Annotated in this window: 9 protein-coding genes; 7 read left to right on the top strand and 2 right to left on the bottom strand. The window is 49.4% G+C overall.

Translation table 11 applies throughout. The annotated features are described in order from the left end of the window. From K7P76_RS04780 to K7P76_RS04765, 4 genes are all read left to right on the top strand, one after another. A complete protein-coding gene (locus K7P76_RS04780; RefSeq protein WP_232183836.1) occupies positions 1-2298 on the top strand; it encodes a glycoside hydrolase family 127 protein in 2298 nt (765 codons plus the stop codon). Next, complete coding sequence (locus K7P76_RS04775; protein ID WP_232183834.1) at positions 2295-3989, top strand: M3 family oligoendopeptidase; 1695 nt, start codon at positions 2295-2297, stop codon at positions 3987-3989. Before K7P76_RS04780 ends, K7P76_RS04775 begins: the two co-directional genes overlap by 4 nt. Positions 3990-4050: 61 nt before the next feature. Then, complete coding sequence (locus tag K7P76_RS04770) at positions 4051-5136, top strand: M24 family metallopeptidase (protein WP_232183825.1); 1086 nt, start codon at positions 4051-4053, stop codon at positions 5134-5136. Positions 5137-5239: 103 nt separating this feature from the next. Then, positions 5240-5782 carry a helix-turn-helix domain-containing protein gene (locus tag K7P76_RS04765; RefSeq protein WP_232183823.1) on the top strand — a complete coding sequence of 181 codons (543 nt, stop codon included), beginning with the start codon at positions 5240-5242 and terminating at the stop codon, positions 5780-5782. 356 nt (positions 5783-6138) lie between these two features. Here the strand turns inward: K7P76_RS04765 and K7P76_RS04760 are convergent, their stop codons facing one another. Next, the gene (locus K7P76_RS04760; protein ID WP_232183822.1) at positions 6139-7062 is read right to left on the bottom strand and encodes a transposase; all 924 of its coding nucleotides are present in this window, start codon (positions 7060-7062) and stop codon (positions 6139-6141) included. 454 nt (positions 7063-7516) lie between these two features. After that, on the bottom strand, positions 7517-8416 hold the full coding sequence (locus tag K7P76_RS04755) for a helix-turn-helix transcriptional regulator (RefSeq protein ID WP_232183820.1): 900 nt from the start codon (positions 8414-8416) through the stop codon (positions 7517-7519). 138 nt (positions 8417-8554) lie between these two features. On the opposite strand from K7P76_RS04755, the gene K7P76_RS04750 reads away from it, so the two are divergent. The 3 genes from K7P76_RS04750 to K7P76_RS04740 all read left to right on the top strand — a co-directional run bounded on the left by K7P76_RS04750 (position 8555) and on the right by K7P76_RS04740 (position 15107). Then, complete coding sequence (locus tag K7P76_RS04750) at positions 8555-10510, top strand: glycoside hydrolase family 127 protein (protein WP_232183818.1); 1956 nt, start codon at positions 8555-8557, stop codon at positions 10508-10510. Positions 10511-10553: 43 nt separating this feature from the next. Continuing rightward, complete coding sequence (locus K7P76_RS04745; protein WP_232183816.1) at positions 10554-13283, top strand: DUF5695 domain-containing protein; 2730 nt, start codon at positions 10554-10556, stop codon at positions 13281-13283. Positions 13284-13370: 87 nt separating this feature from the next. After that, the gene (locus K7P76_RS04740) at positions 13371-15107 is read left to right on the top strand and encodes a type 2 periplasmic-binding domain-containing protein (protein WP_232183814.1); all 1737 of its coding nucleotides are present in this window, start codon (positions 13371-13373) and stop codon (positions 15105-15107) included. Positions 15108-15128 lie beyond the last annotated feature (21 nt).

Here is a 15128-nt window from a genome sequence, read left to right as displayed (position 1 = left end):
ATGAAAGCTTACCCTAAAGTGAAAACCAAAGTCGAGCGCGTTGCCGAACCGTTCGAGCTGCGGGACGTAACGCTGCTGGACAGCCCGTTCAAGCATGCGATGGAGCTGAACAAAACCTATTTGCTTGAGCTCGAGCCGGATCGCCTTCTGGCCCGATTCAGAGAATACGCCGGGTTGGAGCCGAAAGCGCCTCAATACGACGGCTGGGAAGCGATGAGCTTGTCGGGCCATTCGCTCGGGCATTATTTGTCCGCCATAGCGATGCTCTATGCTTCATTGGGGGATAACACGTTCAAGGAGCGCGTCGACTACATCGTGAACGAGCTGGAAGTTTGCCAAAACGCGCATGGAGACGGCTACGTGTCCGGCATACCGAACGGCAAAGAGCTGTTCCTGGAAGTCGCCGCCGGCGACATTCGTTCCAAAGGGTTTGATTTAAACGGCGGATGGGCGCCATTATATACAATGCACAAATTGTTTGCCGGCTTGCGTGACGCTCTCCATCTGGCCGGGAATGAAAAAGCGCTTCAAGTATCCGTGAAGCTGGCCGATTGGCTGGACGGCATATTCGCCAACTTGACGGTAGAGCAGATGGAAGAGATGATGATTTGCGAATACGGCGGCATGAACGAGGTGTTGGCCGATTTGTATGCCGACACTGGCGAGGAGAAATATATGAAACTCGCGGATCGTTTCTGGCACAAGGTCGTGCTTGATCCGTTGGCCGCTCACGATGATTGTTTGCCGGGAAAACACGCCAATACGCAAATTCCGAAATTGATCGGGCTCGCCAAGCAGTACGAATTGACGAATGACGACAAGTACAAGTCGACTTCCGAATATTTTTGGGACCGCGTCGTGCACCATCATTCGTATGTCATTGGCGGCCATAGCTTTAATGAATATTTCGGCGAGCCGGGCGAGCTGTCCGACCGCATCGGGCGCACAACGACCGAAACTTGCAACACCTACAACATGCTGAAGCTGACGCGTCATCTGTTTCAATGGAACGGAAATGCAACAGAAGCCGATTATTACGAGCGAGCGTTGTTCAATCACATTCTGTCGTCGCAAAATCCGGATAACGGGGATATGTGTTATTGCGTATCGTTGGATATGGGCGGCTTTAAAGATTACAACAAACGGTTCGAGGATTTTACCTGCTGCATCGGAACGGGCATGGAAAATCACGCGAGTTATGGCAACAGCATTTATTTCCATAGCGGCGATAAGCTATACATCAACCAATATATCCCATCCTTGCTCCGATGGGAGGAAAAAGGTATTGCGTTGAAGCAGGAAACCCTGTACCCGGAAGACGATCGCATCGTGATGAGGGTATCCTGCAAGCAAGCCGCACCGTTTACGCTCAGCATTCGTTATCCCTATTGGGCGGAGCAAGGCATTGAGATCAAAGTAAACGGTCAACCTCAGACGTTTGCGGATGCCGCTCCCGGAAGCTTTATCGAAATCGACCGCGTATGGAACGATGGCGATATTGTTGAAGTGAAGATCCCGATGACGCTGCGTCTGGAAAGCATGCCGGACAACCCGAACCGGGCTGCCGTCATGTACGGGCCGTTGGTGCTCGCAGGCGAATTGGGTCCGCTGGAGGATCCGGAAGCCGCAAACCATCTCTATACGCCGGTTATGATCACAAACGATATGCCGTTAAACGAATGGCTTGAGCCGGTTGCCGGGAAATTCGCGACGTTTCGCACAGTGAATGCCGGATACCCGCGCAACGTCGAGCTTTATCCTTTTTACCGGATGCATGATAAAATGTACACGGTATACTGGGATTTGTTCACGGAAGAAACGTGGGAAAAGGCTGAAAATGAGTACGTGATCGCTCGTGAAAATATACGTTTACTAGAGCAAAACACGATCGATTTTGCACAGCCGGGGGAAATGCAGCCGGAGCGCGACCACAATTTCCAAGGCGACATTACCGGAGTCGGCACCTTGCATAACCGGGCTTATCGTTCCGCAGGAATGGATGGATGGTTTTCCTTCGATTTGAAGATTGATCCCCAAGTCGACATAATGCTAGTCGTCACGTATACGTCGGCGACGGAAATGCCGGGCTGCGAGTTTGATGTTCTCGTGAACGGTACACTGTTAACAGATTCGGTCGAGGGCATTAAGGAAACAGAGAAGCTTTATAATGTGAACTACACAATCCCGGCGGCAAGCATTGGCGGGGTAGACGTAGCGACCGTTACCTTCCAAGCCCATGCGAAGCGCAGAATACGCAAAGTGTTCGGCTTGCGCATCATAGCGGGAGGAGGCCAATGAAATTTCAGGATTTCGTTTATCAAAGACCCGATATTCAAGATTTGGAAAAAATGTTGGATGAACTCATTCGCAAGTTCGAAGCGGCGGAAAGCTCTGAAGACCAAGTTTCAATCATGAAAGAAATCAATGCGCAACGCCGCGAATACGAATCGACGTGCGGAATTGCGTATATCCGCTACACTATGGATACAACCGATCCTTTTTATAAGGACGAACAGGACTTCAACGACGAATCCAGTCCGATCTACCAAGGCATGATAACCCGTTATTATAAGGCTCTAGTCGATTCCAGGTTCAGAGACGAACTGGAGCGGCAATGGGGCAAGCAGCTGTTCCGTATTGCGGAAATGTCGCTCAAAACGTTCTCGCCTGAAATCGTGGAACATTTGCAGCGGGAAAACAAGTTATGCAGCGAATTCACTAAGCTGCTTGCATCGGCGAAATTCATGTTTGAGGGAGAAGAGAGGAACTTGCCGCAACTGGCTCCCTTCGCCCTTTCCACTAACCGGGATACAAGGAGAAGGGCTCTTGAAACGAGAACGACCTTCTTTGTAGAACATGAGACCAAACTGGACGAAATATTTGATCAATTGGTGAAGGTAAGGACTGAGATTGCCCGCAAGCTGGGTTATCGCAATTTCGTGGAGCTCGGTTATGCCCGATTAAATCGGTCCGACTACAATGCGGCGGATGTGGCGAAGTTCCGCGAGCAAGTGCGGAAATCTATCGTTCCGGTAACAATGAAATTGAAGGAACGTCAGCGTAAACGAATCGGGATCGATTGTCTCCGGTATTACGACGATTCATTCAGCTTCAAAACCGGGAATGCGAAGCCGAAAGGCGACCCGGATCGGATTGTGGTAAACGGCAAAACGATGTATTCAGAGCTGTCTCCCGAGACTGGCGAGTTTTTCGCTATGATGATCGACAACGGACTCATGGATCTGCTCAGTACAAAAGGGAAGGCTGGCGGCGGTTATTGTGCGATGATTAGCCAGTACAATGCCCCGTTTATATTTACCAACTTTAATGGAACGTCGGGCGATATCGATGTGCTGACGCATGAGGCGGGACACGCGTTCCAATCCTATTGCAGCTTGGATTACAAGGTGCCGGAATATGAGTTCCCGACTGCAGAGGCCGCAGAAATTCACTCAATGAGCATGGAGTTTTTCGCTTGGCCTTGGATGGACTTGTTTTTCCGCGAAGACACGGATAAGTACAAATTCACTCATATGAACGACTCGCTGCTGTTTATTCCCAACGGGGTCGCTTACGACGAGTTTCAGCATTTTGTTTATGAAAACCCGGAAGCGTTACCTGCGGACAGAAAGCGTGCTTGGCGCGAGATTGAGAAAAAGTACGTTCCTTATCGCAATTACGAAGGCAACGACTTTTTGGAAAGAGGCGGTATTTGGCTGCAAAACGGTCACGTGTTCTGTCTGCCATTCTATTATGTTGATTACACGATGGCCCGCATTTGCTCCTTTCAGCTTTGGAAAAAAGCGAGTGCGAACAAGGCAGCCGCGTGGTCTGATTACATGGCCTTGTGCAAAGCGGGAGGCAGCCGATCGTTCCTTGAGCTGCTTGAGCTCGGCAATCTGATTTCGCCATTTTCCGACGGGTGCGTAGAAAGCGTACTCGGCGACATCGAGAATTGGCTTGACGGCATTGATGATCAACAGCTGTAATCCTATGGCGCACCATTCGACGCCGCAAGAAGCTTAATAGAGAAAGGAACGGTTAAAGCCGATGAACGAACGTTTGCAAAAGCTTTACGCCTATATGGACCAGTTCAATTTGGATGCCGTATTGATTACACTGCCGAAGCACGTTTATTATTTGACCGGATTTTCCTCGGAGCCGCACGAACGTTTTCTTGGATTAATATTGCCGAAAGGGGACGAACCGTTTTTACTTGTGCCGGCATTGGATACAGAAGCGGCCAAAGCGGAATCTACCGTATCGCGGATCTATACGCATACCGATACGGAAAATCCGTACGAGGTGCTGAAACGATGCTTGCAAGGCACGGTAACCCGATTGGGCGTCGAAAAAAGTCATCTGACGATGCAGCGCTACGAAGCGCTGTCGGAGACGCTGAAAGCCGAACAATATGTGGATGTGGAAACGCCATTAACGAACATGCGCGCGATCAAATCCACCGATGAAATCGCCCGGCTCAAAAATGCCGCACGTCTTGTCGAACAGGTGCTTCGCGATGGATTAAAGCATGTTAAGGCAGGCGTCACAGAGATGGAAATCGCCGCTGAATTGGAATATGCGATGAAAAAAGCGGGAGTCGGCCCAGCGTTTGCGACGACGGTGCTGTCCGGCGAAAAATCGGCGCTGCCGCATGGAGCTACAGGCAATCGTCAAATTCAAACAGGTGACATGTTATTATTCGATATGGGGGTTGCCGCCGAAGGTTACCTTTCCGACATTACGCGGACATTTGCTATCGGAGATATCAGCGATAAGATGAAGGAAATTTACGAAACGGTGCTTGAGGCGAATCTTCGAGGGATCGCTGCCCTTCGACCGGATGCCGTTTTGGCCGATGTGGATTATGCAGCACGGCAATGCATCGCGGGTCGGGGTTACGGCGCGTATTTTACGCATCGGGTAGGCCATGGCCTTGGCATTGAGGTGCACGAGTATCCTTCGGTGCACGGGGACAATCGCGACCTGCTGCGCGAAGGGATGGTCATAACGATTGAACCGGGCATTTATTTGCCGGGCATCGGCGGCGTCCGTATCGAGGACGATGTCCTCGTCACTTCGACCGGCTCGGAAACGTTAACGACATTTCCTAAGCAGCTTACCGTAATCGGATAAATCAAAAGGGCTTTGATGTCAAAGCGCTTCAATTGACGCTTCGACCGAATTGCAATACAATAAACCCAGTTGAATGCGATGATACGGAAGAGGAACGAGCCGAATGGATTTAGGAACGAAAATTCGTAAAATCAGAAAAGAGCAGCACCGCAATTTGGACGAAATCGCCAATATTTGCGGATTTACAAAAAGCCTGCTATCTAAAATCGAAAACGGTAAAACCGTTCCGCCGATCGGCACGCTTATTAAAATTGCCGATGCTCTAGGCACGAAAATATCGGTATTGCTGGATGATCATGAACAAGGCGGAACCGTCTTTACGACGAAGGAAGCGGCGATGCAGAAGCTGGTCAAGACGCAAAAGGGCTACTCGTTTGCGGCTTTGGCCGTCGAACGGCAGGATAAGCTTATGCAGCCGTTTTATTTTGTCGCGAAAAAAGGCGAGACGCCAAAGCGAACCGTATCCCACGTCGGCGAAGAGTTTATTTACGTACTGGAAGGCAGCATGACATACAAGGTAGGAAATGTCGAATATTCGCTGAGCCCCGGAGACAGCCTCTATTTCGACTCTGTTGAAGATCATTTGTTTACGCCGATTACCGATGAAGTGCGCTATTTGTCGGTGTTTTGCTCGGCCCAAAGCTAGTAATTACCGCATCGCTTGATTCCATCTACCGCAATTAAGGGGGACTTTGTTCTCCTTTTTTAAACTATCAGTTTATGGACATCTACTCATCTTGGCTTAATAATAACCGGCGCCTAATTTCCGTGCCATTTCGGAGAAATCGTACCATTATCCCCTTGCCTCAGTAGTGAGTTGCCAATCAGTAGATTTACGAATGCCATGATTGAGAGGGAGTAGCAACCAGCGTATATTCAAATGCCATGATTTGAGAGGGAGATTGCAATCAGCGGATTCCCGGATACCACGCACAAATTTGCCGTTTAATGAATTGGAACGGAACGGGTTATCGGCAACTCAAAAAGCAGGTATCCTAAGCATCAAGCGTTCCATAGGGTGAGATATTTTCCTTTCCACTTCGCTTTGCTTCCCCAGACTACCCAGGGAACGGTGAGAACCGGTTTGCTGCGGGTCAGTTCTTTGTAGGTATGGGTTGGCGTCGCAGCGCACCAATGGAGCAGTTGGCTGAAGACCGGGGCATGGCGGAGTTTTAAGTTCAACCGGAAACAAAACTCGTCTAAATAAACCTGCAAATGTTTGGCCCCGATGCCATTAAACGTAAAGTTCAGCCACGCGGTCACCTTCCACTTGATGGGGTTCAAAGCAGGGTGAAGTTTGCCACGCGAAACTGTCACGGCCTCTCCATCCGTATGATCGTTTACGAACGCTTGGACGCCAGGCTTTTCAATCCACCTCAACGCGTTATTCACATGGCTGGGATCCGGTTGTTTGATTTTGACCTGCTGAGGCTCGTCTCGCTCGTCGAGGGATCCGCCGATCAACAGGGGCTGCTGGGCCTCGCTATAATACGTGTAACCGTAAGAGATAGGGTCTACTCGCACAACACCCGTGAGCGGATCGGCTTCATCGGCTTGTTGCAGGGCATGGCGGATTTTTCTTGCGATGAGCCACGCGGTCTTATAGGTGACCTGAATCACTTGGGACAGGCGGGAGGCGCTGATGCCGGAAGGCCGGGAGATGAGAAACATCGCTTGGAACCAGCGGGTCAACAAAGTGGAGCTGCCTTCCATGATGGTGCCGGCGATGACAGAAGTCTGATGGCGACAGGAGCGGCATTCGTAGAGAGGCAGTCTGCGCGTTTGGATGAGATAAAAGTGAGGATGACGACAAGTCGGGCAACGGAAGCCGTCCGGCCATCTGGCTTCGAACAGCGCCTCGGCGCAAGCCTGCTCTGAGTTGAACTGCTGGCAAAATGCCTCAAAGGTCAGATGATCTGGAAACATAGACGTCCCCCCAATCTTTATAAAATAGAACACTTGTTCTTATTTATATCATACCAAACATGCGTTCTATTTTCAAGAGATATCGGGTTAAATTTCAACGTTCCGGGTTTGTTTTTAAATGCATGACAAGGGTTTTCCCTCTGATCGGAAGGGATAAAGGTACGTTTTCGCGGAAAGGATGTAAGGGGCCGCTGAGGTGGTCCTATTCTCCTTCTGATGCGAGGGGATAAAGGTACGTCTTCGCGAACAGCCGTAGGCATGAACAGGGGTGTCGGACGGGTACGATTGCTTTATTACGGATATCCGCCAAAAGTAAAGTGCCGAAGGCAAGCCTCCGGTTTTCTTATGGTTATTTTCCGTGGTTAAGCTTGATATTATCAAACGTGTACCGCCGTCCTATGGATGGCGGTACACGTTTTAGTTGAGTGTTCAAACATCTCGGAAAGGTCCGTTCCTACACTCGCCTATGTGCCCCAATCACTTTAATGCGAAAATTTGACGGCGAAATGCCTTCTTTATTCGTGAAGAAGGTAGAAAAATAAGGGGTGTTATTAAAGCCGACCTCCTCGGCGATGCGCGCGATCGGCCAATTCGTCTGGAGCAGCAGCTTTTTGGCTTGTTCGATGCGGTATTGCTGCAAATAATCGATCGGAGTCAAGCCGTAAATCTTCAGCATGCATTTGGCTAAATAATTCGGATGATAGTTCAATTCATTTTGCAGCATCGAATTCGTTATTTTTTCGGCATAGTTTTGGCGGATGAACATCTCCACCTTTTCCGCTAGCCGGATGGCCGCCGCATCGGATGACGAGGCCGATTCGCGGTCCAGATGCTGCATGAAAACCTGGAACGCGGTTTGCTTTTTCCAATTTCGCAACGAACGCGGGTCATGATCCAATTCATAAAACTGCGCCAAATCGCCGAGCGATTTTTCGGAAAGCTTCATATGTTTCGGGATAAAGATAGAGCAAACCTCGCAATGGTTCAAATAGGCGTTTTGCTTATGCTTTTCGACGAGGGCGGATTGATTTTCCAGGCATTCGCTCATCTCTTTATTTTCTTCCCATGCTCCGAACGTATGAAAGTGAATCCACGTGATTTCCGTTTCCTCTTGGCATGGCGCTGTCCCATAATGGTACCCGTCAGGCCGCAAAATGAGTGCTTCGCCTTGGCGAACGGTCCATTCATTCGAATTTTCCCCAATAAATAAAGTTCCTTTCGTGACGACAATCAAATCAAATACGCTGATGAAATTTCGGCTTATATGCCGTTCGCCGGGAACATAGGTGCGCTTGCCGCTATCGATAAAGTAAGGGACTGGCGGAGATATAAAATGCAGTATGGGATAAGACATGATTATCCTCCTCAAATTAGGTTGAGATTTTAAAAAATACGGTTGGAATTAAGGATGTAATTTCAATGATACATTAGTTAACATATGAAATATATCATTTTCATCTAGGTAGAAATAATATTGAAAAGGGAGGATGTAATGAATCCTACAACATTTATGAAATCGCTTCAATTAAAAAAACTGCATATCCGGGATTCATTCTGGTCTTCTTATATTCGTCTTGTTCGCGACGTGGTTGTGCCCTATCAATGGGAAGCGCTGAATGACCGGATTGAGGGCGCTGAGCCTAGCTATGCCATACGGAATATGAAAATTGCCGCCGGATTGGAGCAAGGAAGCTTCCAGGGCATGGTGTTTCAAGACAGCGACATCGCCAAGTGGCTGGAAGCGGTCAGCTATTTGCTTGAATCGGAGTCCGATCCGGAGCTGGAGCGCGTGACAGACGATCTGATTGACATCGTAGCCAAAGCCCAACAGAAGGACGGCTACCTCAATACTTATTTTACGATAAAAGAACCGAATGAACGATGGTCGAATTTGGCAGAATGCCATGAGTTGTACTGCGCCGGTCATATGATCGAAGCGGGCGTTGCGTATTATCAAGCGACGGGAAAAAGAAAGCTGTTGGACGTATGCTGTCGGCTGGCGGATTGCATCGATTCGGTTTTTGGTCCGGAACCCGGTCAAATTCAAGGCTACGACGGCCATCAAGAGGTGGAGCTGGCTCTTGTTAAGCTTTATAAAGCAACAGGCAATGAAAAGTACTTGCAGCTAAGCAAGTTTTTCCTCGATGAACGCGGACAAGAACCGAGCTTTTATGAGAAGGAATTGAAACAGCGCAAAGGCAAAGTGCATTTTCCGTTTCTCGATATCGCTTCGGATCGTTCTTACAGCCAGGCGCATTTGCCGGTACGTTTGCAGACAACGGCGGAAGGACATGCCGTCCGTGCGGTGTATATGTGCACCGGCATGGCAGACGTAGCAGCGGAAACGGGCGATGAACAGCTGCTTGAAGCTTGCAGGAGACTATGGAGCAATATTGTAGAAAAACGAATGTATATTACCGGGGCAATCGGTTCGATGGCTCACGGAGAATCGTTTTCTCTCGACTACGATTTACCAAATGATACCGCTTACGCTGAAACTTGCGCATCGATCGGATTAATCCTGTTCGCGCAGCGCATGCTCTTGATAGAGCCTCGAAGCGAATATGCCGACGTGCTGGAGAAAGCGCTGTACAACACCGTCATTAGCGGCATGTCTCGCGACGGCAAACGGTTCTTCTACGTCAATCCGCTGGAGGTTTGGCCAGACGCGTGCGGTAAAAACCACACGTTCAGCCATGTGAAGCCGCAGCGGCAGGAATGGTTCGGCTGTGCATGCTGTCCGCCGAACATCGCCCGATTGCTTGCATCGCTTAATCGGTATATCGTATCGGTCAAAGATCGGACGATCTATACGCATTTATATATCGGCGGCGAGTTGGAGTGCGAGTTGGATGGCCAAGCCATCCATTTCACGCAGCAATCGAACTTCCCGTGGGAAGGCGACGTCCGTTTCGAATTTGGGGGAGAGCAAGAAGCTAATTTTACAATGGCATTAAGAATTCCGGACTGGTGCCCCGGGGCGAAAATCCGGATCAACGGCAATTTTGTTTCATTCGAACAAACCGTCGTTGACGGATATGCGCATTTTACTAGAACATGGCGCCCAGGCGATATCATCGAACTGTCGCTTCCGATGCCGGTTAAACGGATGAAATCTCACCCCTTAGTTCGCGAAACGGCTGGCAAGACGGCGTTGCAGCGCGGTCCGATCGTATATTGCGTGGAGGAAGCGGACAACGGCCCGAACTTGCACCACATTGCTTTGGATGAGGCGTCTGAATTTATTGTCGCCTATGAGCCTGAACTGCTCGGAGGACTACAGACGATCACCGCGAAAGGCGTTAAGAGGTTATCCGACGAGTGGGGAAACCAGCTTTATAAAGCGGATGAACGCGTTCAAAACGTGCCGATTGCCGTGAAATTCATCCCCTATTTCGCGTGGGCCAATCGAGGGCGCGGCGAAATGGCCGTTTGGGTAAGGGAATAAGCGAAGACGGCAACCTCACGACGAACAGGAGGGCAGATCAACGATGACGGTCGAAAAAAGCAAGATCGATATGATCGCTAAAAGCAATTTTGACATTCGGCTCAAAGACGGGGCGGTGACAAGCCTTAAATTTTTGCGGGATGCATTTGATACGCAATATATTTTGCGCGATAAACGGTTTGGGGACGTATTTGTCGCCTACCGGAAGCCGAATGAGGATTGGACGTCGCTTAGTACGTTAGCGTTAGCGCAAAAAGGGCTTGTCGACATCGCCGTCTCCGCCGACGGTTCGAAATACGACACGTGCTACGACTCCGACGACGACGGGAAGCTGGCTATCGGACTCGATATTTCGTTTGAAATCGATCAGGATTGCTTGAACTACACCGTTCATATTACGAATCAAAGCGACCAAGCGATCGAAATCGGCGACTTGTCCATCCCGTTTCCGATGAACTCGGCATACGAATGGGGGACGAAGCCGCACGAAAGCGTGCTGAGACATGCCTTCGTATCGGGCCACAATTCTTATATGTTCTGGATGCGCTGCAATAGTGTCGGACCGTACCTCACCATGACAACGGCGAACGACACGAAGCTGGAATACTTTGATCTTTACTCCGAAGAGGAGAGCCCAAAGGGAAACCGAGAGCTCAGAGCTTATATTCATTCGAAGGCTCAAGGGCAAATCGCAACGGAGAAAGGTACCAAATGGCGCCAGCCGCATACAGGTGCGCTCCTCACACCTAAAGGGGCACAAGGGGATTCGGTGACGTATCCATTCAAGTTCTATTGGGCGAAAGATTATGACGACGTGCGCAATACGATTGTGGACGAAGGGCTGATCGACATTCAAGTCATTCCCGGCATGACCGTGCCGAACGATTTGTTTGCGATGTTCTATTTGCGGACGAAACAGCCGATCGAATCGGTGACGCCGGAGTTTCCGGATGACACGGAGTTGACTTATGTCGGCAAACGAGGCGACGACTTGCACGTATATAAGGTGAAGTTCGGGAAGCTGGGCGAAAACCTCGTGACGGTGCGGTACGGCGGCGGGAAACAAACGTATTTGGAATTTTTCGCTACCGAGCCGGTTGAAACGCTGATCCACAAACGGGCAGCTTTTATCGCGAAAACCCAGTATCGCGATCCATCCAAATGGTATAACGGACTCCTTGCCGAGTGGAACATGGAAACCGAAGTGCTGCTTGGTCCCGACAATTACGATCGAATCAAAGGATGGCGCATTTACGAGGTCACCTGCGATGATCCCGGACTTTGCAAACCGGCCTATTTGGCCGCCAAAAATGCCGAATTCCCGGTCGAGCAGGAAATCGAAGCGCTCGAATATTATATCGAGCACTTTGTCTGGGGAGGCCTCCAGCGGACGGAGCAAGAGGAATATCCATACGGCATTTACGGCATTCCGGACTGGAACGTTCTCCGTTCAAGCGAAGACGAAGGGCCTAAAGGGAAAACGCACATATGGCGAATTTACGACTATCCGCACATTGCATTAATGTATTGGAGCATGTACAGGGTAACGAAAAATTATCCGCATCTCCGAACGAGGCTCTCGAAGGAAACGTATCTTGAGCGCGCTTACAGAACGGCGGTCGCCATGTTTACGATTCCGCAGGAAACGGGCGAGTGGTCGGCCTATAAGACCGGGCTGTACAACGAATTGATTATTGAAGACTTGATCTGCGAGCTAAAAGCTGTCGGGTCGCTAGAGAAAGCGTATCGGCTCGAAAAGCACTGGAAGAAGAAAACGATCCATTTCGTGAATGAAAATGCCGATATGTTCGGCTCGGAATACCCGTTTGATTCGACCGGCTTTGAAAGCACGCATGCGCTAGCTAAATATGCGATGAAGCACGCGGTTAAATCAGTCGGTGAACAACCGGATCGGAACGCCGAAGAAGTTATCACCCAGAGCAACGCGGTGAAATTCATGGAAGCTCAAATCGAAGCGAATATCTTTTGCCGCGGTTGGCTTTCACCGGCTTATTACTTGTATGGCAGCGATTATAGAGGCGAGTCGAACGGGGCGTACACGTTAAGCTATATGTCTCAAATGGGAGGCTGGGCGCTGCTCGATTACGCTCTTGATTACAGCTCGAATCCGCATGAATATTTGCGGTTAGGCTACGCCTCGATGTTAAGCTCATGGGCGCTCATGAATACGGGAACGCCGGAAAGCAATTATGGCTACTGGTATCCCGGACAAGCCAACGACGGCAGCGCAGGCGGAGGCTTCGAGCCTTCTCCGTTCGGTCAAACGTGGCTTGAACAGGACCATCATCGCGGTTCATGGTATTACTCCTGCGAAATCGACCTAGGGTTTTGCGGGGCACTGCGAGGGGCGGCAACGATCCTTGCCGACGATCCGATATTCGGATTATTTTGCTACGGCGGCGATTACAGCCAAGTCGACGGCGGATATGAAATTACGATGAAGGACGGCGTTCGAAGAAGGTTCCACGTATTACTGGGGGAATTCAAAGCGTCCCTGCATATCGATACGGATCACATCTCGGCGACGACACCGATTTTTGTACAAGAGGATCGTTCCGAAATCCGTTTCCGGATCGAAAGCCATGCCGAGGTGCAACACATCGTCACATTAACCGTATCCTGCCTGCCAATAGGCGAATATGGCATTTATGTGGATAAATCGAAAATTTTGTCTGTGAAAGGTGGTGTTGAAGCGGTTGTGCCTTTGATCGTGGACACGCAAGGAGCGACCATCCGCGTAATGAAGGAATGAACATCTTCGAGAGGCTGACAGCACATTAGGCAACATCGGTTTACCGTATTCGATTAACCAAAAAACGCATATGGGGGTAACGATTCGATGAAAAAAATATTAATGTTGATGTTAGCGCTCACGATCGTTTTGACTGCGGCAGGCTGCAGCGGCGGAAACAACGGGAAATCGGCCAATAAGGAAGAAGCAAGCTCAAGCTCCGGCAATTCGGCGGAACCGGCTACAAACGGCGTCAACGAGTACGGCTGGGATGTTCCAAAGGATACGCTGAAATTCAGTTTCTATGCCGGTTATGACGATCAGGCCGAGGTAGACAAGAAATCCCCTCCTATGGCTCAATTTTATAAAGATAAGTTTAACGTCGAGATTAAAAAAATCGTCTACAGCATCGATATGAACGAAAAGCTCAACCTGATGCTCGCTACCGGCGATTATCCGGAAGTGATTACCAATATGGACGATGCCATGGCCGAGAAGTTTATCGCGCAAGGCCGGGCCGTCGACCTGACGGATCTGATTGAAAAATCGGCTCCGAATATTAAAGAGAAGCTTGGCAAATACCTAAATCTGATGAAAGATGATGAAGGTAAAATTTACAAGCTGCCGGCGCTCTGGGGAGAAAATCCGAATGTAGCGGGTATGGACTTCGGTATTCGTTACGACTGGTGGAAAGAATTGGGTTCCCCTGTCTATCAAACACCGGAGGAGTACTACCAAGCGTTAAAACAAATTATGGCTAAACATCCGACAAACGCAGCAGGTCAAAAGGTTTATGCGCTGTCGGACAATGCGCCGGCGGGCACGAACACGCAAGGCGCAAACCTGTACAATGGAATGCTGGCTGCTTACGGTTTCAAAAATGGCTATAAAGTAAACGAGAGCACCGGTGAATTCACGCATTGGATGAATACGCCTGAAGGCTTGGAAATCGCCAAATACATTAACCGCTTCTATCGCGAAGGCATGATCGATCCGGACTTCCTAACGAACAAGTTTGAAGATTGGCAGACGAAGGTTACGAACGAAAGAATTATCGGCAACATCGGAGCTTGGTGGCAATTGTGGGTAGGCGGTCAAGAGGCTTGGGCTGAACAAGAAAAAGACAAGTACAATATCGAAAAACGATTTATGAACGTCACCGTCAAAGCTCCGGGCGTTGAAAAATCGACCGAGCTTGGTTCCAACTTTATCGGAAATTACAGAGTCATTATTACAGATAAAGCTAAAGATCCGGAAAAAATTATGGAATGGTTCAACTGGGAAGTGAGCACGCTTGGGACAATGATAACCGGTTTCGGTAAGCCGGATCCAGAGAACGTATGGGATATTAAAGACGGCAAATGGATTTTCAAGGACAGCGCGATGGAATATGCGAATAAAAATACAAATTTCCACGATGTCCGCGATAAGAAATTCGGCGCTATGTCCTTTATGATGATCGCTCCTGCAGGCTGGATTAAAGACGAGCGCCTCGATCCAAGAGTGACGCGTGTCAGCGTGTACGATATGTGGCCAATTAAGGAAGATGGTTCATTCCTTGATCCAGGCGTCAATCTGAGCTGGCAAAATGTAAAAGGCGAAAGCTGGGATTCGACGCTCTATACGGTAACTTATAAAGCCGAAGATCCAATTTCGAACACGAATGCGACGATTAAGGATACGCTCATCTCCGAGTGGGCTAAAATGATCACGAGTAAAACCGAAGAAGATCTCGTAAGCAAATTCAACTCCGCTCAGGAAAAGCTGAACAAGCTCGGATTGCATGATCTTGAGAAGTACAATGCCGATTCGTATAAAGCCAATGTAGAGAAATTCCAACAATAAATCATTCATTCAATAGCAATC

The sequence above is a fragment of the Cohnella silvisoli genome, from assembly GCF_021190915.1.
In the GTDB taxonomy this organism is placed as follows: domain Bacteria; phylum Bacillota; class Bacilli; order Paenibacillales; family Paenibacillaceae; genus Cohnella; species Cohnella silvisoli.
Note: the sequence above shows the minus strand (reverse complement) of the source record. Positions and strands in the feature narration are given on the sequence as shown.